This is a genomic window from Silvibacterium acidisoli, from assembly GCA_022870745.1.
Taxonomy (GTDB): Bacteria; Acidobacteriota; Terriglobia; order Terriglobales; family Acidobacteriaceae; genus Silvibacterium.
This window is the reverse complement of record CP085323.1, coordinates 3,552,825-3,578,343: the sequence shown is the minus strand read 5'-3', so window position 1 is coordinate 3,578,343 and position 25,519 is coordinate 3,552,825. Positions and strand designations below refer to the sequence as shown.

The window sequence follows — 25,519 nt, the reverse complement described above, 5'->3', positions numbered from 1 at the left end:
CTGCCTGCCGCATCGATTCTTCCGGGCTCACACCTACCGCACCACGCCCATCGAACGAAGATTCACATCCGGCGGAATCTCCGACGGCGCCATCACCATCACGCGCGGCAACACAGGTTCGAGCCACCTGCGCAGGTGATAGCGCGCCGGACTCTGACAAAGGAGCACGGGAAGGGCCGTTGAAGAAGCGGGCGCCATTAGCTGCTTCACAGAATCAAGAACCCGCTTCAACAGCGGAACCGTCTGCAATCTGCCATCGGTCAGCAGACGTCCCGCGCTCTCCGGAGCGAAGATAGCTGCCAGCTCTTCCTCGACCGCGGGATCGAGCAGCACGACGCGCAGCGTGCCGGAAGCATCGAGCAGCGGCTGCACCATGCGGCGGCCCAGCGCCTGGCGCGCCGCCTCCACCAGCACCGGCAGGCTCTTGGTGTTATTTGCCGCCTCTACCAGCGCCTCGAGGATCGAACCCAGGTCACGGATCGAGATCTGCTCCCGCAACAGGGCCTGCAGTACGCGCTGCACCTCGCCGAGCGTCAGCAGCTTCGGCACCAGCTCTTCGACCAGCTTGGGATGACTCTCGTTCAACGAATCGAGCAGCCGTTTCGTCTCGGCCCGGCTCAGCAGCTCATGCGCATGCTGGCGGATCATCTCCGCAACATGCGTGCTGATGGCCGTCACCGTATCCACCACTGAATAGCCCGCGGCCACCGCCTGGGCTTCGAGCGCGGGCGCTATCCATCGCGCTTCCACGCCAAAGGCCGGCTCGCGGGTCTCCTTGCCGGCGATCGGACGAAGCTTTGCGTCTGCGGCAACCGCCAGCATCGCGCCGTTGCCCTCCGTCTGCCAGCGTCCGATCTCGAGTCCGCGTAGCGAGAAGACATATTCGCGAGGACGCAGCTTCAGATTGTCCGAAATATGCACGGCAGGAATCAGGAAGCCCAGCTCGCCGGCAAGATGGCGGCGCAGCGCACGCACCCGCGCCAGCATCTGGCCTCCCTGTTTTTCATCGACCAGAGGAATCAGCTGGAAGCCGATCTCAAGGCTCAGCTCGTCCACCTTGAGCAATGCCGCCATATTTTCTGGCTGAGCCTTGTCCGCAGCCCGGGCTGCGCCGGGCGCCGCCGCCTCGGCCAGGGGACGATTCCCAACAGACCTGCCGAACCAGGCCAGTGCGGCAGCCAGCAAGAGAAACGCCGGCTTCGGAAGCCCAGGAACAAGGCAGAGCGCAGCCATCACACCAGAGCACACGTAGAGCGTCGTGCCGCTCCGGAACAGCTGTGAACCCAACTCCGATGTCAGCGCTCCGGCTGACGAGGCGCGCGTGAGCACCATGCCGCCTGCGACCGAGACGAGAAGCGACGGGATCATCGTCACCAGCCCGTCACCTACGGTAAGAATCGTGTAGGTGCGCACCGCCTCGCTAAGAGCGATGCCCTGCTGCAGCGTGCCGATCAGCAGCCCGGCTACGATGTTGATCGCTGTAATCAGGATGGTCGCCAGCGAATCGCGCTGGTTGAAGCGCGCCGCGCCGTCCATCGCGCCGTAGAACTCGGCCTCCTGCGCAACCGCCTGCCTGCGCTTACGGGCCGTTGCTTCGTCGATCGCCCCGGCGTTCATGTCGGCATCGATCGACATCTGTTTGCCGGGCAGCGCATCGAGCGTGAAGCGCGCCGTCACCTCCGCCGTGCGCACCGCGCCGTGGCTCACCACCAGAAACTGAATGGCAATGAGCGCGAGAAAGAGCACGAAGCCGACAACATAGTTGCCGCCGACGACGAACTGCCCGAATGCCTCGATGACACTGCCGGCAGCGGAGGTTCCCTCGCTGCCATGCAGCAGAATGCGGCGGCTCGAAGCGATGTTCAAGGAAAGCCGGAAGAGAGTGAGCAGCAACAACAGCGAAGGAAAGACGGACAGGTCGGTGGCACGCCGTATCTGCACAGCGGCTAGAAAGACCAGCACCGACACCGCCATCGAACAGGCCAGCAGCAGGTCCATGAGAAAGGCCGGAACCGGAACCAGCATCACGAAGATGACGCTGATCGCGCCTATCGGCAGCGACAGGTCCTTGGCCAGCTTCAGCAGGCCCTGCCTGCGCCCCGGAGCCCGCGCGGATAGATCGGAAGTGACGGTCTGAATAGCACTCATGAACGTTCCCTCGTGCGAAGCCGCTCCCTGCGTACCCGTTCTTCCACCTGCTGGCGGTAAAGGTAAGCAAGAATCGCGGCAACAGCTGCGTAAAGGTTGAAAGGAATGGCCTGCCCCGGCTCCACATGACGGTAGAGCGAGCGAGCCAGCGGAGGATTCTCGACCATCGGCACGCCTGCCCAGCGTGCCTCTTCGCGGATCTGCGCAGCGATCAGATCACGACCCTTGGCAACCATCTTTGGAGGCTCCATCGTTTCGAAATCGAAACTCAGTGCGACGGCGTAGTGGGTCGGATTGGTGATGACAACGGAGGCGCGGCGCACATCGGCGCGCAGCAGTTTGCGGTGCATCTGGCGGCGCAGGTTGCGGATGCGGCCGCGAACCTGCGGACTGCCTTCGCTCTGCTTGTGTTCATCGCGAATCTCCTGCCGCGACATCTTCTGGCGGCTCTCCCAGCTCCGCCACTCCACCAGGTAATCGATGGCCGACCATGCGAAGAGAATCCACGCCGTATCGAGCAGAATGCCGTAGGCGGCAACGAACATCGCCGGGAGCCGCTCCAGGCTAAGCGGCGCAATGGACGATTGCCGTTGAATGCGCGCAAAGGCCAGCGCTGCCAGCACCGCGGCAGGCAGCAGAGATTTGACGATGCGCGTAAGCCCGCGCAGAGAAAAAGTATTCTTGAAATTGCTCAGCGGATTAAGACGGTTCCATTGCGGCTGCAGCATCTCGAAGTTGATCTGCATCCCGCCGCCCTGCGCCACCGAAACCACCAGCGAACTGGCGGCCACGGCCGCAAAAAGCAGCGACAGTGGCGACAACACAAGAACCATAGCGTGGCGTATCGCCAGCAGCGTCGTCGGCATCTGACTCTCCCGCCATGCTGCAGGCATGCTGAGCGACAGCAGCAGCTGGTAGTCAACCTGCCACTGAACCACCCAGTGCGAAGCGATCTGACCGAGGACAGCGACTCCAGCCAGCAACGATATCGCGGAAACGAGATCGCGGCTGCGGACACGGTCTCCCTTTTTTGCAGCATCCTGGCGTCGCCGGGGAGTCGCCCGTTCTGTGCGCTCATCGGGCATCAGCGCACCAGTCTTTCCGCCCCATCGAGCAGCAAGTTGAAGCGCCCTTCGAGAAAACGCGGCCAGAGCGCGAGCGAACCGATCAACACGATGTAGCCGAGCAGGGTCTTCGCAGGAACGGAGATAATCATCACGGGCAGCTGCGGTGAAAGACGGCCCAGCATGGCCACTGAAGCCTCAACCAGCATGGTTGCCGCCAGAACAGGAGCGGAAAGCTCGAGCGCAGCCAGAAAGACTCCGCTGAGCAGATGAAAGAGTACAAGCCCGCTGTGCCCCTCAAAGAAAACGTTGCCGAGAGGCGCCGAGCGAAAGCTGCGCAACAACGCCAGCAGCATCGTCCGATGCAGTCCCGCTCCCAGGATCACCAGCGTGCCCAGCAGGCTGAACATCTGGCTCATCAAGGGTGTTTCGATCTGCGAATTCGGATCGAGCAGGTTTACCAGCGAGAAGCTGAACTGGAAGCCCATCAACTGCCCGGCGAAGAGCAGAATCTCGCTCAGCATCGAGAGCGAAAAGCCCAGCACAAAACCAATCCCAAGCTCGCCGAAGATCGCTCTCGCTCCAAGCTCTGCATGGGCCAGTGGCAGAGCGGAGACTACCGGTGCCAGCAGCCATGCCACAGCCAGCGCAAAGAGCGCCTTCACCCGTGCTGGAATCGCGTCAGAAGAAAGCACGGGAGCGAAGACCATCATTCCACCGACGCGGAAGAGAACGAGGATCATCGCCTGGAGGAAGCGGGGCCATTCGACGCCGGGCAGCATAGAGAGATCGGGCATCGTCTATCCGAGGAAGCGGTGGAAATCGGTAAAAAGCGAGAGCGTATAGCCAATCATCTGCCGCACGAACCACGGCATGGCAACCAGCATGAGACAGACAACGATCAGCAGGCGCGGAACCGTCGTGAGCGTCTGCTCCTGCAGCGAGGTCAGTGTTTGAACCAAGCTCAGCGCAAAGCTGGTGACGCTGGCTGCGATCAGCACCGGAGCGCTCACCAGCATGGCCTCGCGCAGCAGATGGCGCATCAATTCTGTGACCTGATCGGGAGCCATTCGACCTTCCTTAGGAAAAACTCTTGAGCAGCGAACCGGCCAGCAGGTTCCACCCATCTGCCATCACGAAAAGAAGAATCTTGAGCGGTGTCGAGATCACGACCGGCGGCAACTGAAACATGCCGATCGAAGTCGTGATCGAGGCCACCACCATATCCACCAGCAAAAAGGGCAGGAAAAGCACCGCGCCAATGGTGAAGCCCGCCTTGAGCTCCGAGAGCATGTAAGCCGGCACGACCACGCGCATGGGCAAATCCTCCGGACGGGCAGGGCGGCTCAACCCGGCGGCTGAGGTGAAGAGCGCAAGATCCTTCTCGCGCGCGTAATGCAGCATGTAAAGGCGAGGCGGCGTGGCGCCGCGCTCAATGGCCTGCCATCCGGAGATCTGCCCCTGCTCGAAGGGCTCGACCGCCTGCTTTTGCACATCGAGAAGTACGGGCTGCATCAGAAACCACGTCATCGTCAGCCCAAGGCCCATCAGGATCTGATTGCTGGGAGCGGTCTGCGTGCCCAGCGCCTGGCGAAGAAAATGAAAGACGACCAGGAGGCGCACCATCGGCGTCATCGAGAGCAGAATGGCAGGCAGAAGCGTGATCAGCGTCAGCACAAAGACGATCGTCCATGGAACCGACGCGCCCGCTGCGTGAGCATCGAAGGAAGGCAGAGCAGGCAGCTTGGCCGTCTTCATCAGCAGAAGAGAAATCACTGTTCCTCCTTGCGATTACGCGGCCGGCGCATCGAGACCGATGGCACCTCTGTCAGCGAGATATTGCCGCCACCAGCGGCCACCAGGTAGCGCCGTCCGGCGCACTGCACGAGTGTGAGCGTTTCCTTCTGCCCGATTGAAAGTCTCTCCTCAAGTATGAGGAGGCGTTCGCCAGCTTTCCTCGTCTTCAGGCAACGCGAAAGGAACGAGGAAATGGCCTTCCGCAGAAGAAGAGCATGGCGGCCAAAGGGCGAGGGATACGCAGACGAAGAAATGTTCTGGAGGGTAGCCATTAGCTGATCCTCGTCACACGCACGGCCAGCTTCTGCTCCACCACTTCAAACTCCGCCCAGATCAGCTGCACGCCTCCGCACCATACGGGTATATCTTCGCTGTGCACCCAGCGGCTCTCGAGCACCGTTCCAGGCTCGAGAGACAGCAGGTCCTGCACGCGAAAGGACGGCACCGGCACCGTGGCATCAAGCTGCACGGGGAGCCGTGCCAGCAACGAGTCGTGAGCCAGAGTAAGCGGCTTCGCCACCGGCGGATCATTGCGCAGATGAAGAAGCTGGACGGCCGCAGGATCAGGTACTCCGGCAGACGCAGGATTCGGCTCTGAAGCAGAAGCCGCAGGAGAAACAATGGTTTCGGCCATGATGCCTGTGAAAGTGCAAATGCATGACCGAAGCTAAGACAGCAATATTAGAGAAAATTAAGAAAAAGAGGGCGGCCGAGGATCGCTTTCCGGCCGCCTTGCGAGGAGAACTAGTGGATCATGTTGATCGTGTCCTGCGAGATGGTGTCGAGAGTGGTAATCGCCTTCGAACTCGCCTCGTATGACTGCTGAGCCACGATCAGGTCGGAGAACTCGGTCGAGATGTTCACATTCGAAGCCTCGAGAGCGCCATCCTCGATGGTTCCGAGGCCATCCGATCCCGCAGTGCTGATGCTGGCAGCGCCGGATGCGAGCGTCGTCTCGTAATCGTTGCCGGCAACCACGCTCAGCCCCTCGGGATTTGTGACATTCGCCAACGCGAGCTGGCCAACGACCTGGGTCTGATTGTTGCTGTAGGCCGCCGATATGGTTCCATTGGAGCTGACCGTGAAGCCCTCATAGGTGCCGCTCGGATAGCCGTTCTGCACCGTGTTGGTTGTAGCCGAGGTTCCCGCTACCTGCGTCACCGGTGAGGTTCCGTTACTTCCGGCCAGGTTCCAGGTCAGGTTGAGGGGCGCGGCGCCATCGGCCAGGCCACTGAACTGGATTCCCTCGACGCTGTTGCTTGGCGAGGAGAGATTGCCGCTGGCATCGAAGGTCAGCGTGCCGGTGTTGTTCGTGCCTGCTGCGTCCTGCGTCACCGTTCCGGTGGTGGAAAAGCTGGCGCCCGAGATGGAGACGGTGTTGCCCGTCTGGGTAGCGGTTACGCCGGTGATACCTGCCGCTGTCAGTGCGCTGTTGAGGGCGGCCGTATAGGTAGCCAGACTCTCGCCAGAGGTGACGGTCGGCGCCGCGATTGTGGCCGTACCGCCGCTGGTGGTCGCAGCAGTGATCGTAAGGTTGGTCGACGGATCGACCGTGGCGCCAGCTCCGAAGTTATAGGTATTCGTGTCGACACCACCGGTCGTCGAGGTCGAAGGCGTCACTGTGTCCGCAACGCTTACGGAATAAGACCAGGTATTCGTGCCGGTCTTGGTGTAAGTGATGCTGGCCGCGTGGCTGTCACCGAGCGAATCGTAGATAGTGATCGGTGAAGAGTAAGTGGCTCCCACCGCCGCCGAGGCATCGAGGTTTGCCGTCACGGACATCGTGGTCGTTGCCGAAGGCTGCTCGACCTGCCCCTGCACCGGCAGCTGGATGGCGCCGAGCGTGGAGTTCGAGCCGACGGCACCGTTCACCGCCTGGTAGCCCATCACCTCGAGGCCATTCTGCGTAATCAGAGTTCCGCTCGCGCTCTGCGTGAAACTGCCATCGCGCGTGTACTCGGTTCCGCCCGAACCCTGTACCACAAAGAACCCATTGCCATTCAACATCACATCTGAGCCAACGCCGGTGGTGTCGACGCCGCCTTCGGTATAGTCGGTCGCCGTCGTCTCGACCTGCACGCCGGTTCCTACCTCCAGCGGGTCTCCGGAACCGGTGGACCCGATCTGCTGATAAAAGAGATCGCTGAAGCTCACATCCTGGCTTTTGTAAGCCGTAGTGTTCATGTTGGCGAGGTTATTGGCGATGGTATCTAAGTCGGTGGTAGCCGCTTCAAGACCACTGAGAGGAATCGAAAATGAGGACATGGCTCTCCTTCTGACTGCGGTTTGGTTTTAGTGAGCTGCAAACATTCCCGCTGCGATCGCGGAAGTACCTGGACTGGTAGTTTTCTCCTGCCGCGGCAGCAGCGAAGAAGCAACCCGTGTGGCCGACGCTGCCATGGTCGACTGCGTATCGACATTGGCGCTGAGATTTCCGGTCGTCGAGGCCGGGTGCAGCCGGCTGGCGGCAGAGTGCGTCGCGCCTGCCGGGGAAGCATTCGTCGCGGGGCTGGCATTCGCAGCGCCCGGCTGGTGCGCAACGTCTGAAGACGTGCCGTCCGATGAAACCGGGGTCAGATCCTGGTTGATCGAGATGAGCTGCTGCAGGCTGTTGACCTGGACAAGCTGATCGACATACTCGTTCGGATCGGTGTTGGCCGTGGGGTCCTGGTTCTGAAGCTCCGTTACCAGCAGCTGCAGAAAATCGTTGGCTGTGATCGTTGCAGTGGAAGTGGACGAATTGCCGGAAGTGGGAGATGTCGTATCGTTTGGTGTGGCGGCGCTGGCCTGGAAGGGCGAGGCAACCGCGTGGTTATGACTCAATAGCATGTTGTAAAAACTCCTTTCGTAATGCGCCTCAAGCGCGAATGCTGATGTAGCTCAACGGTCGCTCATCCGACAGAGCTTCCGTGGACTCGGGAAGAACAGTGTGACTCTCTGCCTGAGACGCTGCCGCACCCTGCCGGCCAGCTTCCTGCTGATGACGCTGCCCGCTGCCCGAAGACATCTCTCCACCTGCACCTCCCTGCTGCACCACGACATCGCCAACCTTCACCTGGTGGTCAGCGAGAAACTGGGTCAGCGAAGGCAGCTGAGCCGAGAGACTCTGATGAGCCTGACCCGCCGCAGTTACCAAAGAGGCCGATATCTGCCCGGCGACCGCCTGCGTCTTCACCTCGATCCATCCCAGCGACGGGTCGTGAACGCCGACCGAAACCCGGTTCGCGCTGGCATGCAGCATCACCGGAGCCGGCGCGCTCACCTGGTCGAGCCTTTGATACGGACTTGGCGCTGCCGGCTGCACCTGCTGCATTGCAGCGAGATGGCTCCCGGCGGAGGAGGTTGCCACGGGAACGACGGAGACAGCGGTGGCAGCCGCGCTGTTTTGCGATATAAAACCGGCCTCCGGCTTCACAGCCTGGTTCGCCTGCGGCAACAGGTTGTTCGCCACCTGTCTTGAGTCAGATGAATCTGTAACAGTCGTGGCAGATTTTTGATCCGTAGCTCCAGTGGTGGGGCTGACGCCTTCATGCGAGGCAGTTTCTCCAATCATTCCGTGCGCGCCGGTCCTTATTTCCCCGGCATCGGGTTTCATTTCGAGATTCTGTCTTTCCTGCGAGCTGCCTGACGCGACCGTATTCGTAACGGTAGAAGTATCTTTTTCTCTGGGGATAGATGCAGGCACATACTTCACCGGAGCTATGGATGCATTCGTGGTCCGGTTCTCGTGCGGAGCATTGACCGGCGGGTTTCCGCGTTCCGGCACAGCCGATGGAACCGGCAAGATCTGTGCATTGGCGGAGAAACCGGCTGCCGGCACCTCCGGCTTCGACGATGCGCGAAGCGGGTCATGGGCGGATGCCTTGCCGTGCGCCGTCGCCTTGTCTTGTGTCTCAACCGGCACGGCTGGACTGCTGTCACCCGCTGGTAACAAAATGGCAGTCTCACCTTTGCCTGCACCCGCTTCGCCAACTATGGCTTTGACCGTCTGCGACAGGGCTGGGGCTGACTTCGCACCCGCATGAGAGGAGTTTGCGGGCAGCGATGATGGAGTCACGGACGCATGAGTGTCCGCACCGGGAAGTCCGGCAGCCAATGTGGTTTCTTCGTGAGGCTTCGAAGGCTCTGTAGAGGTTGCGCTCTGGCTATCTACCCTCTCCCCCGCTGATTTTGACGCCAGCCCATCGGCATGAAGCGCGATCAGTTCGCCAAAAGTGGTCTCCAGCTTGCGGGACATCCCTTTGGTTACCGTCTTTCCCATCTCGCCATGTGCGGATCCTGCAATGGCAGCTAAAGGTAGGTGCACGTTCATCGCTCCTTGCCATCACGATGTGCACTTTGCCTGCCAGAGTTTTGTTGCAGGAGAGGCCTGGGAATTAGCGGCGTCTCATCGAGAACCAGTCATCGAGCATTGCCTGCTCCCGTCGGGCGCGCTCATACTGCAACTCCGCCTGCTTCTGTTCGAGCACGGTCGCGACCTGCCGCTTCTCCTTGCGCCTTTCCAGGTAGGCTTCGCGAGCGGCGGCCGTGCGCTGTTCTGCAGCGGCAATCGCGGGAAATAGCCTGGCGGCACGCTGCGCGGCGTAGCCGCCGGCCGCGTGAGCCTCCCGCCATGTACTGGGAGCCTGTTCGTGACCTGCACCCGGCGCTGCCACACTCTCGAAGGCTCTTTTCCGTTCGCCTGCGGAAGAATCCAACTCCGCCCGTTGCGTGGCTTCAAGTCCGCGAAGAAGCTGCGCGCGCCTCTCGAGCTCGGTACGGCCTGAGTCTTCGAGCAGCGTGCGCAGGCGCAGGATGCGGTCGAGAGGGCTCTTCACCGTTGCCGCCTCTCCGGCTGCGCTGCCAGGCGCTGCAGCCGCTCGGCGCTGGCCGCAAAGCTGACCTGCTCGCTGGCCGTCTGTTCCAGGAAAGACCGGATCAGCGGACGCAGCTCCATGGCACGGTCGAGCTCGGCATCTGTCCCCGCGCGATATGCTCCGATCCGTACCAGATCCTCGGAGCGCGCATAGGCAGCAAGCATTCGCCGCAACGTCGACGCGGCCTTCCGGTGCTCCTCCGAGGTCACGGCTGGCATCAGGCGGCTGATCGAGTCCAGAATCTCTATCGGCGGATACCACCCTTCCGCAGCGCGGTCGCGCGAAAGCAGCACATGACCGTCAAGGAACGACCTTGCCGCATCCACCAGCGGATCCTGCTGATCGTCGCCCTCCATCAGCACGGTGTAGAAAGCCGTAATGCTGCCGTTGCGAAACTGCCCGGCTCGTTCGATCAGGCGCGCCAGCTTGTTGAAGACCGAAGGGGTATAACCCTTCGCGGTCGGCGGCTCTCCCGCGGCAAGCCCGATCTCACGCGCTGCCATGGCGTAACGGGTCAGCGAATCCAGCACCAACAACACATGCCGGCCCTGCGCAGCGAAGTATTCGGCAATGCTGGTGGCGGAAAGCGCCGCCCGCATGCGCAGCAACGGAGACTGGTCAGAGGTCGAGACGACCACCACCGACCGCCGCCGCCCCTGCTCGCCCAGGCTGTCCTCAAGGAACTCCCCTACCTCGCGGCCGCGTTCCCCAACCAGGCCCACAACGATCACTTCGGCCTCGCTGTTGCGCGTCATCATGCCGATCAGCGTGCTCTTGCCTACGCCGGATCCGCCGAAGATACCAACACGCTGGCCGCGGCCCACGGTCAACATGCCATCGATCGCACGAATGCCGGTACCCAGCGGCGTGCGGATCGGCAACCTGTCCAGCGGATGCGGCACCACGCCGTCCAGCGGCACCGTGGCATGCGCGGCCGGCATAAGACCGCCATCGATAGGACGGCCTAACCCATTCAGCACCCTGCCAATCAGGCCCTCGCCTACTTCCATGAATGGCGCATGCCCAAGGCTGGCTACGGTGTCTCCGTAGCGAATGCCTTCTGAAGAATCCACTGGCATGGAAATCACATTGCTTCCTCGAAAACCGATCACTTCCGCGAGGTGACGCCTTCCGTGGCCGTCGATGATCTCGCAGTTCTCGCCAATCGAGCAGAGTGGCCCGGCGGATTCCACCGTCTGCCCGGCAGCCTCCACAATGCGGCCCTGCCAGCGCAGCGCGCTCCGCGATCGCAGGCGGGAAAAATAGGCACCGAGCAGTTCCATAGGCTTTAAGCGCGCTCCGTCATCGGGAGGGACGCGTCACGATGAGACAGCAGGTCGAAGAAGCCCCGCTCTACCTCGGCCAGCTGTGCCCTCACTCCCAGGTCTACCGTGCCCAGGTGCGATTCGATCACGCACTCGCCGGCCTGCATGCGTTCGTCGCTCACCAACTCGGGACGCAGAGGCAGACGCGGCATCAGGCGCAGCATATCCGTCCACAGCGAAATCTCAGCCGCCGGCACGCGCAGGCGCACGTCGGTTGTCTCCCCCAGCTGCCCTAGCGCCACGCGCACCGCGCCTGACAGCAGCAGCGGATCCATCTGCGCTTCGCGATGCAGGATGCGTTCGGCAAGCGCCAACGCCAGCCGGACGACCTCACGCTCCACATCCTTGAGATAGCTGTCACGGGTAGACACAAACGCTGAGAGCGCGCGCTCCAATGCCGTGCGAGCTGTTGCAACATCCGCCAGGTTCTCTCCTTCGCGTTTCTTCTTTCCTTCTTCAAAGGCCTGCTGGCGCACCCGTTCCAGTTCCGCGCCATGAGCCTTCTCCCGCTCGGCAAGCTGCAGTTCCAGCTCTTTCACCCGCTCCGTATCAGGGTTGATCTGCGGGGCGGGATCCGGCTCCTTTCCGTATTCGCGAAACTCCACCGGTCGCACGGCCGCGGAAAGATCCTGGACGACCGCGTGGTAATGCATACGGCGCACCGAGCCGCTTTCCTGTGTGAGCATGCTTCTCTCCATATCGTTTATCGGACTGACGGACTAAACAATGAGATCGTCGCCCTGTTCGAGCTTGAGAATGACGCGGCCTTCGGCTTCCAGCTTTCGCGCCAGGCTGAGAATATCGGCCTGCGCCACCGCTACTTCCCTTGAGCGCACCGGCCCCAGCACCTCCATATCCTCCTTGAGCATCTCCACGGCGCGCAGGCTCATCGAGCGGTAGACATGCGCCCGCAACTCTTCCTGGGCGCCACGCAGGGCCATGGCCAGCTGCCGCTTGTCCACTTCAGAGACAATCTCGCGCATACTTGCCAGAGGAATGGTCACCAGATCTTCAAAGGTGAACATGAGGTTGCGAATGTTCAACGCCGTCTCCGGATCGCTGTCTTCGATCTCTTCAAGAATCCGCTTCGCCTGCTCGGCATCCTGCCGGTTCAGCAGGTCGGCAACCGCTTTGAAGCCTGAGTAGGCTTTACGGCTCGATTCCCCTACATTTTCCAGCCGTTTGTGCAGGATCAGCGCGACCTTCTGCGCCATCTCCGGCGAGAACTGCCGCATGGCCGCCAGCCGGCGTATGGCATCGACGCGGCGCTCCTCGCTCAGGCTGTCGATGACCTGCGAGGCCCGCTTGGGATCGAGGTGGGCGAGCACCAGCGCCACCGTCTGCGGATGTTCTCCGTCGAGAAACTTCCCCAGCTGCAGGGCATCCACCTTCTGCAGCATCGCCAGGTTTCCCTGGCTTGCTTCCTGGGCACGCCTTACCAGCGCTAGCAGGTCTTCGGCGCGCTGCTTGCCAAAGCTTTCGACCAGCAGCTTCGTGGCATACTCGAGACCGCCGTGCATCACGTACTGCTGGGTCTCCAGCATCTCGTAGAACTCCTGCACCACATCGTAGGAGAGCTCAGGAGAAACCGTTTTCAGCGAAGCCAGTTCCTCGGTCACACGCTGGACATCGATCTCCGGCAGGCTCTGAATAATCTTCTTCCCGATCTCATCACCCACCGCGATCAGTAAAATCGCCGCCTTGCGGAGGCCGGGAAGATTGGTCGACAACGAACGGCGCTCGGGCGGTGCTACCAGGCTTGCGTTCGGGATGGAGGCGGGCGCAGGTTGCGTGCTCATCGTTCTCTCCTTACTCCATGTGTATCCAGCTTTGCAGCAGGCGGGTGCTTTGTCCCGGCTCGCGCCGCATGTGATCGGTGACACGTTCAAATACCAGTTGCGCGTGCTTCTGCGGAGCGGTCAGCACCGGTTCGATAGGCAGCTCGGGCTCGAGCGCCTCGTTTGCCCGCATCTCCGGCGCAGGCAGCGCCGCAGCCGGCACGGCGGGCTTCATCTTTTGCATCACAGGCCGTACGACCAGCAAGAGCAGCGCCGCCGAAAGCACCAGGATCGTAGCGTATTTCAGCAAAGCCTCTGACTGCGAGGCGGTGCGCAGCAGCCTCTCACCCAGCGGAACAGGCGGCTCGCCCTGCTCCTCGAAAGCCATGTCTTCGACATTCACCTGGTCTCCGCGTGCGTTATCGAAGCCGATGGCAGCCTGTGCGAGCGCGGTCAGGCGGCCCATCTCAACCGGCGTACGCGCCTGCCAGCTGACCTGTTTTCCGTTTACGACCATGCGGTGATTGATCAGCACCGCGGCAGTAATGCGGCGGATCTTTCCTGCTCCCTGCACCGTATGCCGTGTCTTCTTCGAAGCTCCGTAGGTGCCGGACTCCTGCTTGATGTTCTCTGTATCGGAAGCAGCCTTGGGATAGACCGGCAGCTGCGTATTGGGAGCGTTGCTGGCCGTGCCAGGCACGCCCGATGCCGTCGGCACAGCTCCTGAGGTCTGTTCCGAGCGCTGCATCGAGAGCGTGACCACAGCATTCGGATCATAGGATTCATCCACTTCATCGGCGGTTGAGCTGTCATACTCAACGTTCACCGACGCCCGCACATTGCCCACGCCGGCTACCGGCTCCAGCGTCTGGATCAGCCTCGCCGCCAGTTCCTGCTCGTGTTCTTCCATCCGCGCATCGCTGTCCCTTCGGCCAAGCTGCCTGCCCGAGGCATCGACCAGCGTCACGTTCTGCGGATGCAGATCATCGACCGCGCTCGATACCAGGTTGCGAATCGACTCCGCCTCGTCTTCCGACAGCGTGCGATGGCGCAGCTTGAGCACCACCGATGCCTTGGCGTCGCGCTGCTGGTCGGTAAAGAGTGAATCGTGCGGCATTACAAGGTGTACATGCGCGCTTTCCACGTCGGAAAGCGTATTGATCGTATGCTCGAGTTCGCCTTCGAGCGCGCGCTGGTAATTCACCTTCTCGTCGAACTCCGAGCCGACCCAGTTCGGCTGATCGAAGAGCTCAAAGCCCATGCGTCCGCTGCGCGGGCCGCCCTTGGCTGTCGTCGCCAGGCGAGCCTTGTCGAGCGAGGGCGCAGGCACGCGCAGGCCGGACCCATCAGGCGTGACATCGAAAGGAATACCCGCCGCAGTCAACTCCGTGGCCATCTGCCGTGCGTCTTCCGGATCCAGCCCGGCGTATAAGGTCTTCCATTCAGTGCGTGTTGCGTACCAGCCAAGCGCGCACACGCAGGCAGCGAGAAGCAGCGCGCCACCGACCAGCCACATCCTGCGTGCCGGCTCCATCTCGCGGAAGCTTTCAGTGATCTTTCCCGCGTAGGCCTTTACCCGCTCCATGCCTTGCCCAGCCGGGGATGAGGCTTCGGTCTTTCGATTCTCGTCCATGTCCGTCTTTCCGCGTCCGCCTTTACAGAAAGGCTAAAACTGCATCTGCATGACCTGCTGGTAGGCCGAAACCGCCTTGTTGCGAACGGCCAGGGCCATCTCAAAGGCGAGGTTCGCCTTCTGCGTGGCGATCATCGCGGAATGCACGTCCACTCCGTCGCCCCGCATCACTCCCTCGACGGTCGCCGCCGCGTCATCCTCGAGCTTCTCTTCCGTGTCGACCGACTTCTTCACCAGGTCAGCGAAGGGCATCTCGGGTGCCTCCGATGCAGAGGCGCCGCCGCTTATCGTGTTCAGATTGCTGACCGCGCTGGTTAACAGATCGGCGGCCGGTATCATGCTGGTCTGCAAGGCTTCTCCTTATAATCCAGTGACTGTTACAAGTTCAATTCACGACTTCAGAATGTCGAGCGACGAGCTGATCATCCCCTTGGTGGCCTGTACCGCCGAGGTATTCAGGCCGTAAGCCCGGGTCGCTCCCATCAGGTCCACCATTTCGGTCAAGGGATTAATATCGGGGTAGTTCACATATCCATCCGCATCCGCATCGGGATGCTGCGGATCGTACCGCCGCAGGCCCGCTGTTTTATCGGCAACAACCGCAGAGATCTTTACACCGCCAATATCCCCGTTGCCCGCCGAGAGCAGATGTCCTGCAAAGCTCTGCTGCTGCTCTGCCGCCGACTCGAAGACTACATGCTGCCGCCGGTAAGGACCGCCATCGGCTGTGCGTGTCGTCTCGGCATTGGCCATGTTCGAGGCCACCACCTCGGCCCTCATCCGCTCGGCTTCGAGAGCCGAGCCGCTCACATCCATCACTCCAAACAGGTTCATCTTTCCGCTCCGGTGCCTTGGGGTTTACTTGCTGTCGACGTGAATCGCGTCGAGGATCGTCGAAAACTCGTTTTTGATCAGCTCCGAGCCCATACGGAACTCCAGCTGCGCTTCCGCCATCTGCATGCCTTCGCGATCCATCGACACATTGTTGCCGTCCGGCCTTTCAAGCAGCCCATCCACGTTCTTCACCTTCGGCCGCAGCAGGCTCTTCTCGCCGTGATCTCCGGGCCTGCGTTCGCGATCTACATCCGCGATCGAAGCCTCCATTGCCTCGGAAAAGTCGAAGCCGACCGTGCGGTAGCCGGGAACATCGACATTCGCCATGTTCTGCGCGGTCAGCTTCAGCCGCAGCGCGGAAAGATCGAGATAGCGTCCCAGCTCATCGCTCAATTGCGTATTGATGTGCATCGTTGCCTCTTTCGTCCAGGGTGCTTTTGTTAGAAATCCCTGCAGGAGCTCTTCCAATCTCTAATCTTCAGTCTTGGAAAATCCTCAGAATGCCTGTGGGCCCTCGCCAAACTCGATCTCCTGCGCCGTGATCACGGGCCGCTCTTCGGCCAGGATCCAGGCTCGCTCGATCACATGCTCGAGCTCACGGATATTGCCCGGCCAGCCATGCGCCTCGAGCCGCGCCAGCGCGTCCGGCCCCATCGACTTCTGCGGCCGCGTGGCGCCCATGCGCCCGAGAAAATGCGCGACCAGCTGTGGAACATCTTCGGAATGCATCATGAGCGACGGTGTCCGGATGAGGAAAACGGCAAGGCGGTAATACAGATCAGCACGGAAGCTGCCTTCGGTCGACAGCTGAGCCAGCGAGCGGTGCGTTGCCGCGACGATTCTCACGTCCACGCGCACCGGTTCGTTCTCACCCACGCGCTGCAGCTCGCCGCACTCGACAAAACGCAGCAGCTTGGCCTGCAACGCCAGCGGCATCTCGCCGATCTCATCGAGAAAGAGCGTGCCGCCGTGCGCGGCCTCGATGCGGCCCACGCGGCCCTGCACCGCCCCGGTAAAGGCCCCCCGGGTATGACCGAATAGCTCAGCCTCAAGCAGCGCTTCGGGAATGGCCGCGCAGTTCAGTGCGACGAACGGCTTGTTCGCGCGCGGACTCAGCCTGTGTAAGGCGCGCGCAACCAGTTCCTTGCCGGTGCCGGTCGGCCCCTGCACCAGCACCGCGGTGGCGTGCGGCGCAACCAGCCGGATACGGCGGCTGACCTCGAGCATCGCCGGGTGCTCGCCAATAAACTCCGGCAGGCGCGCTGGCGAGCCAGCCACGGAATGCGTTGCGACCCGCGGCACAGGCAGGGTGCATACCTGCGCCGGGACATGCCTCTCCACCGGCCGCTCCAGCACTGGGGCAGAGTTCCATGCCGCTCCATCCGAGTCCTGCCCGCGCCGCAGCGCAAAGAGGACTTCATTCCGCCGGGGGCTGCGCGCCGCGCCGCGTCCCGCCGACGAGTCATCGACCGTCACCAGATCCACGCCCGGATGCAGCCTCTCAAACTCGGCGATGAATTCGCGAATCTCAAGATCGGGAAGCCAGGAATCGAGGATGACGGTCTCGGCCGGCGATGATTCGAGCTGCGCCAGCGCTTCCGCGCCGCCGCCAGCCTCCCTCACCTGCCAGCGCAGCTCGGCAAGGGCGTCGCGCACTCGCTGACGAAACGAAAGGTCGGCGCTCGCCAGTACCGCGGTGCGAGGCAAGGCAGAAGGAGCGGGGCGTGCGGTCAGAGTAGCCATGGCAGTTCTCCTCACAAAATACTTCTAGATTGAGTGCGTGATTCCGATCGCGTAGCCTTCTCCGCGAATGGTGCGGATCAGCGATACGTCGCTCTCGCCGTCCAGCTTGCGGCGGAGATAGTTCACGTAGACATCCACGATGTTGGTGCTGCTCATGCCCTGCATGTTCCATACCTGCTCGAGCAGCGTAGACCTGGATACGGCGCGGCCGCGATGCAGCATCAGGTATTCCAGCAGCGCGAATTCCTTGTTTGTCAGCGCCACCTGCACACCAGCGCGGCTCACTGTGCGCTCCACGCGATTCAGCTCGAGGTCTCCCTGCCGCATCAGCAGATTGATGTCGCGGCGGCGGCGCAGCAGGGCGCGGCAGCGAGCCCGCAGCTCCAGCAGCGAGAATGGCTTGGGCATAAAGTCGTCGGCGCCCATGTCCAGGCATTTCACACGCGTCTCGAGCTCGCTGCGTGCGGTGAGAATGAGGATCGGCGCATCTTCGGTAACAGAGCGCAGAAAGCTCAGCACATCTGCGCCATCGCGCCGCGGCAGATTCAGGTCGAGAATCGTCAGGTCCGGCGTCTCGCGTAGGAATGTATCTACAGCAGTCTCTCCATCCCCCGCCAGAATCACCTCGTGTCCGTCAGCCTCAAGGCCGCGTATGAGGAACGCTCCCAACGATGGATCACTCTGCGCTACCAGGAACCGCATCCCGTTCTCCTGCTTTCAAAGTGCGGATTCGCTGTCCGCATCACCAACATCTCGTGTATGAGAAACAGACACAAGATGCAGACGAAGAAGTAATTGCAGGCTGTTCGAAGATGGAACGGAAGATGAAATGAGCACCAAAGCGGGAATGGCGACAGAGGTTCACGCCAGATTTTTCTCCGGAACCAGGCGAAAATTCGCCTTTTATTCGCTATAATTCGCCCATGTCCATTACGCGCCGTCAGAAAGAAGTGCTCGATTTCATCTCGAGCTTTGTCGAACGCAACGGCTACTCGCCTTCCTTCGAGGAGATCGCTCACGGGCTGAGCCTGCGTTCGCTGGCGACGGTACACAAGCACATCACCAACTTGCAGGAAAAGGGTCTGCTGCAGCGGGAACACAACCGCAGCCGCTCGATCGACGTCACTCCGCCACGCAGCCAGTCCATCCACAACAGCGAACTGCCGCTGCTGGGGCGCATCGCTGCCGGCCAACCGCTTGAGGCGGTGGAGACCACCGAGAGCATCTCGATGAGTGACATCGTGGGCAACCGCGAAGTCTTCGCGCTGCAGGTGCGTGGAGACTCCATGCGCGATGAGCACATCGTCGATGGAGATTATGTCTTCGTCGAACGCGTCTCCACGGCGCATGAAGGCGATATCGTAGTAGCGCTGGTGCGCGGCTCGGAGACAACGCTCAAGCGCTACTACGTCGAAGGCGCACGCGTACGCCTGCAACCCTCGAACGCCGAGATGGCCCCAATCTACGTGCCCGCCTCGCAGGTCGCCATCCAGGGGCGAGTGCTTGGCGTAATGCGCAAATACTAGAAAATCTGGAATCGTCTAATCTGGGAGCGTCATGAAGAACCTGATCTGGTGCTCCCTGCTACTCGGAATGTCTACGTACTCAATTGGGCAGACAGCGAACCCCGCTCCTGGCGCTCTCCCACCACATTTCTCCGGTGGAATCCTTCAGAAGGTCGAGAACGCCAATGTAACCCAGGCCGACAACCAGCGGATCGAGATCAGGCGAAAGAGCCTCGGCGCGCCCATAACCATCACCTTCAGCGACTGCCAGGCGCTCGGGGTGCAGCGCGATCAGGATCAGTGGTGGGTCCTCCCCGTCAGCGATGCTGACACACAGATCCACACAAACGCCGCCCTTTGGGTCCTGCCGCTCAACGCCAACTCGAAGGAGCATGCGTGGGATCTGGAATGGCAGCGTGGGAATGCCAGCGCGGTCAAAACCGCTGCCGGGCTGACCGTCACCCTCGACGCAGACAGCGTCACCGCTTATCCGGCAGAGGCCAGGCCTCACAGTGATGTGTTCCGTCACGACTTCTCATTCAACATCCCAGGGGGCGCCCAGTTTGAAGACGCGCTGGCCGGTTTCTACTGGGGCACCATGCTGCCGTCCGTCGTCGAGAAGACCATGGCCGCTCACTTCTCCTACAGCAGTGGATACGTTCTAAGCACTCTGAACACAAAGGCCTATGCCGGTTCCTATCCAGCGGTCGACCACGAGTTCCAGATCAAGGGACGGCTTGCGATCGGCTCTGAACTGGATCTGGATATTGTGCGGCGCATGATCGAGCTTCAATTCCAGCTGATGCACGATGACCCGGAGCATCTTTCCCGCAGCCCAACCTCTGTGCAGCCCGATGGCCGCCGCGAGTACCACATCCGCCGCAACAGCTATGACAACCGCGAGAACGCAGCGATGTTTCCTCTCACCGGAAACATCGAGGTGCAGGAAGAGGCCTGGAATTATTTCGCAGCCAGCAAGGACACTGCGTGGCTGCGAAGAAATATCGACAACCTCGAAAAGGCCGCAGCATGGACTCTTCAGAACACCGACCAGTACGGCCGCGTGTGGTCCGATGTCTACTACGAAGACCAGGTAATCAAGGACGGCCGCGTCACCCAGGCCCAGGCCTTCGCTGCCCGCAGCTTCGGTCTGCTGGCGAACATGGAGCGCGCCTTAGGGCGCGCCGGTCAGGCAGCTCACTACTCCGAGGTTTCGAAGAAGCTGGCGGCTGTGCTTATCCAGCCTCTGCCCATGGGCTACTGGGACGACACGAATCACCGGTTCGTGGACTGGGTCGATCGCAACGGGCAGGTCCACGATCACATCCATCTGCTCGCGAACACCCTGCCCGTCACCTTCGGATACGCAACTCCAGCCCAGGCCGAGTCGGTCAAGAACCTCGTCGAGGCGAACGAGGCCGAATTCGAAAGGTTCCCCAGTTTTCTCTCGGCGAACATCGGCGCGTACACCAAGTCGGAGATCGGCAGCAGCCCCTATGACCTGAGCGCCGCCGGCAGGTACTGGTACTGGGACGCCGCCTTCCGTGCCTCGCAGGATCAGAACGACCTGCTCTCCCGGCAACTGCTCGCGGTCGCGGCGGAGGCCGCGAAAGACAATTACTACATGGGCGAACGGTATGACATGGACCACGTCTATTACATTGACGGGCAAAACGCTCACGGCGCCGTGAAGTACTACGAATATCCCAATGTCTTTGCTGCTGTCCTGATCACAAAGCTGCTCGGCCTAACCATTCCTTCCGATGCGGATATCTCCGTTGCCCCTCATCTGAACGGCTATGGAAGCATAGAGCTCCGAATCCCGGAATATGACCTGAGCTACAGGTACGATGACCATGGATTCGTTCTGAAAAATCTCTCCGGCAAGCGACGGACCTTCAAGGTGGACCTGTCTTCCATCGGCGCCGACAAATCGTCCTACCGGCTGGTCAACGGCAAAGGCAGCAGCAGGGTGCACGCGCCCTCTACCGTGACGCTTGCACCCCAGGAAGAGGCACACTGGGTTAAGTAGACGCCAAAGAAAAAGCCCCGGCCAGGCCGGGGCTTTCAATTTATATGAAGGTTAGTCGAGCACTTCGGGCTGGATGCCGATATTCGTCTCACCGGCTGCCTTCTTTTCCCAGTACTTCTTGACCCAGGCATCGAAGCTCTTGCCGGCTGCGGTATCGCGGCCAGTGAACTCGAGTCCGGCGATCTCCGAGTACGGAATCGACACCTTCGTGCGCTCGGCGGTAGGAATGATGCGTACCGAGGAGTTCGCGAGCGAGCTGCCCGTCTGGCGATCGAAGCTGTATCCAGTAACCGTGCGGCCATCCTTCAGCTTCAGGGTGACGTCGCCGCGATAGTCGAAGGCTCTCTCGAAAGCATCGAAGATCTCGGCTTCGGAAGCCATGGTCGGAACCCAACCCTCGAGATTTTCGCGCTCCCGTCCAGCGATGTGATCCAGCTCGTCGGCGGAGTGATTGCGAAGCTGCTCGGCCACGCTTTCTTTTACCGGAGCAGACTCGATCTGCACCAGCGGACCGGCGTGTTCCGGCTTCCACTCGTTCAGCATCTTCTGCGCATCGGCATCTTCGTAGAGCGGCTTCATGGTGAACTTCATCGCCGTCGAAATAAAGCCCTTCAGCGAGCTGAAGGCGTAATCGACCGCCGAAGCCTCATGGCCGGAGTGCACCATGCAGTTCGCGCACTTGGGATTGCCGCTCTTCGCACCGTAGTTCTCCCACTGCGTCGCGTCCAGCAGTTCCTGGAAGCTCTCCGCATAGCCATCCTGCAGCAGGTAGCAGGGCTTCTGCCAGCCGAAGACCGAGTAGGTCGGCATGCCCCACGGAGTGCATTCGAAACTCTGCTTACCCATCAGGAACTCGGAGAAGAGCGGATGGGTGTTGAACTCCCAGCTCTTCTTGCGGTTCGATAGGATCGCGCGGAAGAGGCGGCGTGACTTCGCCTTGCCCAGGAAGTGATTCTGGTCCGGAGCCTTCTCGTACGTGTAGCCCGGCGACACCATCATGCTCTCGACGCCGGCGGCCATCAGTTCGTCAAAGTGGGCGCGCACCGAGTTCGGATCGGCTCCGTCGAAGAGCGTCGTATTCGTGGTCACGCGAAAGCCGGCCGCCACAGCAGCGCGAACGCCTTCCATGGCGATATCGTGTCCGCCCTCGCGGCAGACCGAGAAGTCGTGGTGCTCCTTCTGGCCGTCCACGTGGACTGAAAACGACAGATACTTGCTCGGCTTGAACAGGTGCAGCTTTTCCTTGAGCAGCAGCGCATTCGTGCACATGTACACGTACTTCTTGCGCGCCACCAGGCCGGCTACGATCTCCGGCATCTGGGGATGCAGAAGCGGTTCGCCGCCGGGAATCGACACCATCGGCGTGCCGCACTCTTCAACCGCGCGGAAGCACTCTTCCGGCGTCAGTTCGGTCTTGAGGATGTGGGCCGGGTACTGGATCTTTCCGCAGCCGGCGCATGCCAGGTTGCAGCGGAAGAGCGGCTCAAGCATCAGGACGAGCGGATAGCGCTTGCGGCCCTTCAACTTCTGTTTCAGTACGTATGAGGCAACCGTCCATGCCTGTGAAATCGGTATTGCCATGTTTCTCCTCGGTACTGCAAAAACTTAACTCGCGAGTTCACGCTCGATGGAGCGTTTGTAATTTGTAAGCGCCAGCAGCGGGAAATAGTTGCGATACAGGTGATACGCGAGATAAAAGACGCGGGGAAATCCCGTGCCCGTGTAAATCGCCTGCCGCGTTACTTCCTCACCCGTGCTTTCATCCCATGAACCATCAGCCTGCTGTTCCTTCAACAACCACTTGATACCCTTGGCGACCGAATCGCTGCGGTTGTCACCTGCGGCGAGCAATCCCAGAATGGCCCAGGCCGTCTGCGAGGGCGTACTCGGTCCGATTCCCCGCGTGATCGGGTCATCGTAGGTACCGCAGGTTTCGCCCCAGCCGCCGTCTGCGTTCTGGATCGAACGCAGCCACTCGGCTGCCTGCTGCACCTCCGGCTCGTGATTCCAGACACCGATCGCTTCCAGTCCGCGAAGCACCAGGAAGGTCCCGTAGATGTAGTTCACACCCCAGCGGCCGAACCAGCTGCCATCCGGCTCCTGTTCGGAATAGATGAACTTGATGGCCTTCTCGATGCGGCGGTCTTTCCGGGTGTAGCCGTATGTCGCCAGCGTCTCGAGGATTCGCCCAGTGATATCGACTGTCGGCGGATCGAGCATGGCGTTGTGATCGGCGAACGGAATCTGCTCGAAGATCATCTTGGTGTTGTCTTTGTCGAAGCTGGCCCAACCGCCATTCCGGCACTGCATCGAGAAAATCCATTCGATGGCACGCTGGCAGACGTCGTACTGGTAGCGCTCGCGAGGATTGTCGACCTTGTTCAGAGCGAGCAGAACCTGCCCGGAATCATCGACATCCGGATAGAACTCATTGTTGAACTCGAAGTACCAGCCACCCGGCTGTGTCTTCGGAACCTTGATCGACCAGTCGCCCTTGTGACGCACTTCTTTCGAAAGCATCCAGTCGGCGGCCTTCAACATCCGAGGATCGTTGCGCGGCACTCCGGCCTCGCCGAGAGCAAACACCGCCTGTGCGGTATCCCACACTGGAGAGACGCAGGGCTGCATGCGGAAGGTCGGCTTCTCGTAATCCTTGCTGCCATTCGGCTCGTCGATGCCCAGCTTCTCGAACTCATCCATGGCGCGGATCACCTGCGGATCGTCGAGCGAATATCCGAGACAGCGCAGCGCGATGATGGCGTTCATCATGGCAGGGTAAATCGCGCCCAGGCCATCCGACATTTCGAAGCGCTCGAGCATCCACTTCTCCGCCTTCTTCAACGCAATCTTGCGCAACGGGCGGATATGGATACGCTCGAACCAGTGCGTCATGCGATCGCAGAAGAGGAAGAAGTTCCGCCAGCCGAAGACCTTCTTCTTATCCCAGCGGAGGTGCAGGTTCGCCTTCTCGCGTCCCCCGACGAACAATTCGTCGATTCCCTGCTCAGGAGCGATCTTCTTGAACGGCTTCTTCGCGTAGGCGATCGAAAGCGGCACCAGGATCGCGCGCGACCACGAAGAGATCTCGTAAATATTGAAGTAAAACCAGTTCGGAAAGAGCACGATCTCCGGCGGAATGGCCGGAACCGCATCGTACTCATACTGACCGAGCGTGCAGAGATAGATCTTCGTAAAGGTGTTGCACTCGACCACGCCGCCATTGGCGAGAATCCATTCACGTGCCTTCACGAGAATGGGCTCATCCTGGCTCCAGCCCATCAGCTTGCAGGCAAAGTAGCACTTTACGGAAAGACTGATGTTCCCCGGACCGCCGGGATAGATCGACCAGCTGCCATCTTCCTTCTGGAAGCGCAGCATCTCGGTCAATGCACGCTGCAGCTTGCCCGGATCGCCCGTACCCAGCAGGTGATGCATGAAGATGTAGTCAGCCTCGAGCATGGAGTCTGCTTCGAGCTCGCCACACCAGAAACCGGCAGGATCCTGCTGAGTGAAGATGTAATCGCGCGATCGTCCGGCCGCAGCCTCAACTTCATCGAGAGGCGCATCGATGCGGCCAAATTTCAGCGAGCCCGGGAGCTTCCTGGAAGCGGATGATGCCGGAGCAGCGGTTCCGGCATCGGGAGGTTCAGGAAACCCGGGTTGTGACGTTTCTATATTTGTCCCCATGCTATCTGCACACAAGGCCGCCACTCGGGCGGCCCTGCGCCTTCTCTATCCTCGGTTAGACTGTCGCCGCGGTATTTGCGGGAGCAGCCTTGATAGCCTGCACAATCTCCGGCGGTAAACCGAAGCGGACATTTTCCGGCATCACTTCTACTTCTTCAACTGAACCATAGCCGTGGTCCCTGAGGTAGGAAACGACCTCTTCCACCAGGACCTCAGGTGCCGATGCTCCGGCGGTAATCGCCACCGTCGAGACATTCTCAAGCCACTTCGGATCGATGGCGGCAGAGTTGTCAATCAGGTAGCTCTGGGTATTCAGATTGTTCGAGACCTCGACCAGGCGGTTCGAGTTCGAGCTATTGGTCGAACCGACCACGAGCACGAGATCCGCCTTGTGGGCCACGTTCTTTACCGCGGTCTGGCGGTTCTCCGTGGCGTAGCAGATATCCTGCGACGGCGGTCCAACGATGTTCGGGAACTTGTCCTTGAGCGCCTTGATGATGTCGCGCGCTTCATCCAGCGACAGCGTCGTCTGGGTCAGGTACGCTACGCGGTTCGGATCGGGCACGACCAGCGACTGAACCTCTTCAGGACTGGAAACTACCTGGGTCACATCCGGGGCTTCGCCCAGGGTGCCCTCAATTTCGTCATGATCGCGATGGCCGACCAGCACCAGCGAATAACCCTGCTTGGCGAACTTGATCGCCTCCACGTGGACCTTGGTCACCAGCGGGCAGGTGGCGTCAATCACCTTGAGCTTGCGCTCCTTCGACTGCTCCTTGACGGCCGGCGAAACGCCGTGCGCGCTGTAGATCACACGCATGCCCTCGGGAACCTGATCGATGTCCTCGACAAAGATGGCGCCTTTCTCGATCAGGTCGTTCACCACAAAGCGGTTATGAACGATTTCCTTGCGCACATAGATGGGCGCGCCAAAGGTTTCGAGGGCGATCTTGACGATATCGACTGCGCGCACAACACCCGCACAAAAACCGCGGGGCTTCAGCAGCAGAACGCGCTTGTCAATAGAGGAACCTCCAGCTTCGGGGCCGGAGACACGGGGATCAAGAGTGGTGGAAGTCACCTGGTCAGTATACCGTGATGCGAGTCATGAAGGAAG

The 25,519-nt window shown here is 60.9% G+C and carries 24 protein-coding genes and 1 pseudogene; 2 read left to right on the top strand and 23 right to left on the bottom strand.

Annotated features, from left to right (window positions below; genetic code table 11):
* Positions 1-33: 33 nt before the first annotated feature.
* The 20 genes from LJD29_RS15005 to LJD29_RS14910 form a co-directional block, all read right to left on the bottom strand.
* Positions 34-2,148 carry a flagellar biosynthesis protein FlhA gene (locus LJD29_RS15005; protein WP_446742358.1) on the bottom strand — a complete coding sequence of 705 codons (2,115 nt, stop codon included), beginning with the start codon at positions 2,146-2,148 and terminating at the stop codon, positions 34-36.
* A complete protein-coding gene (locus LJD29_RS15000) occupies positions 2,145-3,233 on the bottom strand; it encodes an EscU/YscU/HrcU family type III secretion system export apparatus switch protein (protein WP_446742357.1) in 1,089 nt (362 codons plus the stop codon). Before LJD29_RS15000 ends, LJD29_RS15005 begins: the two co-directional genes overlap by 4 nt.
* Positions 3,233-4,009 carry a flagellar biosynthetic protein FliR gene (locus tag LJD29_RS14995; RefSeq protein ID WP_446742356.1) on the bottom strand — a complete coding sequence of 259 codons (777 nt, stop codon included), beginning with the start codon at positions 4,007-4,009 and terminating at the stop codon, positions 3,233-3,235. Before LJD29_RS14995 ends, LJD29_RS15000 begins: the two co-directional genes overlap by 1 nt.
* A 3-nt stretch (positions 4,010-4,012) precedes the next feature.
* Positions 4,013-4,282, bottom strand: a complete 270-nt coding sequence (locus LJD29_RS14990) for a flagellar biosynthetic protein FliQ (RefSeq protein WP_446742355.1) — start codon at positions 4,280-4,282, stop codon at positions 4,013-4,015.
* A gap of 10 nt (positions 4,283-4,292) precedes the next feature.
* Entirely contained in the window at positions 4,293-4,970 is a 678-nt protein-coding gene (fliP, locus tag LJD29_RS14985; RefSeq protein WP_446745903.1) for a flagellar type III secretion system pore protein FliP, read from the bottom strand.
* Positions 4,971-4,984: 14 nt separating this feature from the next.
* Positions 4,985-5,281 (bottom strand): flagellar biosynthetic protein FliO, encoded by a 297-nt coding sequence (locus LJD29_RS14980; protein WP_446742354.1) that lies wholly within the window; start codon positions 5,279-5,281, stop codon positions 4,985-4,987.
* Positions 5,281-5,643, bottom strand: coding sequence for a FliM/FliN family flagellar motor C-terminal domain-containing protein (locus tag LJD29_RS14975; RefSeq protein WP_446742353.1), 363 nt, complete (start codon positions 5,641-5,643; stop codon positions 5,281-5,283). Before LJD29_RS14975 ends, LJD29_RS14980 begins: the two co-directional genes overlap by 1 nt.
* A gap of 110 nt (positions 5,644-5,753) precedes the next feature.
* Positions 5,754-7,274 (bottom strand): flagellar hook protein FlgE, encoded by a 1,521-nt coding sequence (locus LJD29_RS14970; RefSeq protein WP_446742352.1) that lies wholly within the window; start codon positions 7,272-7,274, stop codon positions 5,754-5,756.
* A gap of 27 nt (positions 7,275-7,301) precedes the next feature.
* Positions 7,302-7,838, bottom strand: coding sequence for a flagellar hook capping FlgD N-terminal domain-containing protein (locus tag LJD29_RS14965; protein WP_446742351.1), 537 nt, complete (start codon positions 7,836-7,838; stop codon positions 7,302-7,304).
* A 28-nt stretch (positions 7,839-7,866) separates the two neighbouring features.
* A complete protein-coding gene (locus tag LJD29_RS14960) occupies positions 7,867-9,321 on the bottom strand; it encodes a flagellar hook-length control protein FliK (RefSeq protein ID WP_446742350.1) in 1,455 nt (484 codons plus the stop codon).
* Positions 9,322-9,385: 64 nt separating this feature from the next.
* Positions 9,386-9,826, bottom strand: coding sequence for a flagellar FliJ family protein (locus LJD29_RS14955; protein ID WP_446742349.1), 441 nt, complete (start codon positions 9,824-9,826; stop codon positions 9,386-9,388).
* On the bottom strand, positions 9,823-11,148 hold the full coding sequence (locus tag LJD29_RS14950; RefSeq protein ID WP_446742348.1) for a FliI/YscN family ATPase: 1,326 nt from the start codon (positions 11,146-11,148) through the stop codon (positions 9,823-9,825). The genes LJD29_RS14955 and LJD29_RS14950 overlap by 4 nt, the downstream gene beginning before the upstream one ends.
* 5 nt (positions 11,149-11,153) lie before the next feature.
* Positions 11,154-11,876 carry a FliH/SctL family protein gene (locus LJD29_RS14945; protein ID WP_446742347.1) on the bottom strand — a complete coding sequence of 241 codons (723 nt, stop codon included), beginning with the start codon at positions 11,874-11,876 and terminating at the stop codon, positions 11,154-11,156.
* A gap of 33 nt (positions 11,877-11,909) precedes the next feature.
* Positions 11,910-12,989: a flagellar motor switch protein FliG gene (gene fliG / locus LJD29_RS14940; protein ID WP_446742346.1), complete on the bottom strand. Its 1,080-nt coding sequence runs from the start codon at positions 12,987-12,989 to the stop codon at positions 11,910-11,912.
* A gap of 10 nt (positions 12,990-12,999) precedes the next feature.
* Complete coding sequence (gene fliF, locus LJD29_RS14935; RefSeq protein ID WP_446742345.1) at positions 13,000-14,601, bottom strand: flagellar basal-body MS-ring/collar protein FliF; 1,602 nt, start codon at positions 14,599-14,601, stop codon at positions 13,000-13,002.
* Between the two features lie 33 nt (positions 14,602-14,634).
* Entirely contained in the window at positions 14,635-14,952 is a 318-nt protein-coding gene (gene fliE / locus LJD29_RS14930; RefSeq protein WP_446742344.1) for a flagellar hook-basal body complex protein FliE, read from the bottom strand.
* A 39-nt stretch (positions 14,953-14,991) separates the two neighbouring features.
* Positions 14,992-15,435 carry a flagellar basal body rod protein FlgC gene (gene flgC / locus LJD29_RS14925; RefSeq protein ID WP_446742343.1) on the bottom strand — a complete coding sequence of 148 codons (444 nt, stop codon included), beginning with the start codon at positions 15,433-15,435 and terminating at the stop codon, positions 14,992-14,994.
* A gap of 24 nt (positions 15,436-15,459) precedes the next feature.
* A complete protein-coding gene (flgB, locus tag LJD29_RS14920; protein WP_446742342.1) occupies positions 15,460-15,846 on the bottom strand; it encodes a flagellar basal body rod protein FlgB in 387 nt (128 codons plus the stop codon).
* A gap of 84 nt (positions 15,847-15,930) precedes the next feature.
* On the bottom strand, positions 15,931-17,178 hold the full coding sequence (locus LJD29_RS14915; protein ID WP_446742341.1) for a sigma-54 dependent transcriptional regulator: 1,248 nt from the start codon (positions 17,176-17,178) through the stop codon (positions 15,931-15,933).
* 24 nt (positions 17,179-17,202) lie between these two features.
* Positions 17,203-17,880 carry a response regulator transcription factor gene (locus LJD29_RS14910; RefSeq protein ID WP_446742340.1) on the bottom strand — a complete coding sequence of 226 codons (678 nt, stop codon included), beginning with the start codon at positions 17,878-17,880 and terminating at the stop codon, positions 17,203-17,205.
* A gap of 221 nt (positions 17,881-18,101) precedes the next feature.
* Here LJD29_RS14910 and lexA point away from each other — a divergent pair, with 221 nt between their 5' ends.
* A complete protein-coding gene (lexA, locus tag LJD29_RS14905; protein ID WP_446742339.1) occupies positions 18,102-18,704 on the top strand; it encodes a transcriptional repressor LexA in 603 nt (200 codons plus the stop codon).
* Positions 18,705-18,735: 31 nt separating this feature from the next.
* On the top strand, positions 18,736-20,715 hold the full coding sequence (locus LJD29_RS14900) for a glucosidase family protein (RefSeq protein WP_446742338.1): 1,980 nt from the start codon (positions 18,736-18,738) through the stop codon (positions 20,713-20,715).
* 438 nt (positions 20,716-21,153) lie between these two features.
* Here the strand turns inward: LJD29_RS14900 and hpnH are convergent.
* From hpnH to LJD29_RS14885, 3 genes and pseudogenes are all read right to left on the bottom strand, one after another.
* Positions 21,154-22,296, bottom strand: a pseudogene (hpnH, locus tag LJD29_RS14895) (adenosyl-hopene transferase HpnH); the annotation flags it as partial.
* A 24-nt stretch (positions 22,297-22,320) separates the two neighbouring features.
* Entirely contained in the window at positions 22,321-24,402 is a 2,082-nt protein-coding gene (gene shc, locus LJD29_RS14890; RefSeq protein ID WP_446742337.1) for a squalene--hopene cyclase, read from the bottom strand.
* A 55-nt stretch (positions 24,403-24,457) separates the two neighbouring features.
* Complete coding sequence (locus LJD29_RS14885) at positions 24,458-25,483, bottom strand: 4-hydroxy-3-methylbut-2-enyl diphosphate reductase (protein ID WP_446742336.1); 1,026 nt, start codon at positions 25,481-25,483, stop codon at positions 24,458-24,460.
* Positions 25,484-25,519 lie beyond the last annotated feature (36 nt).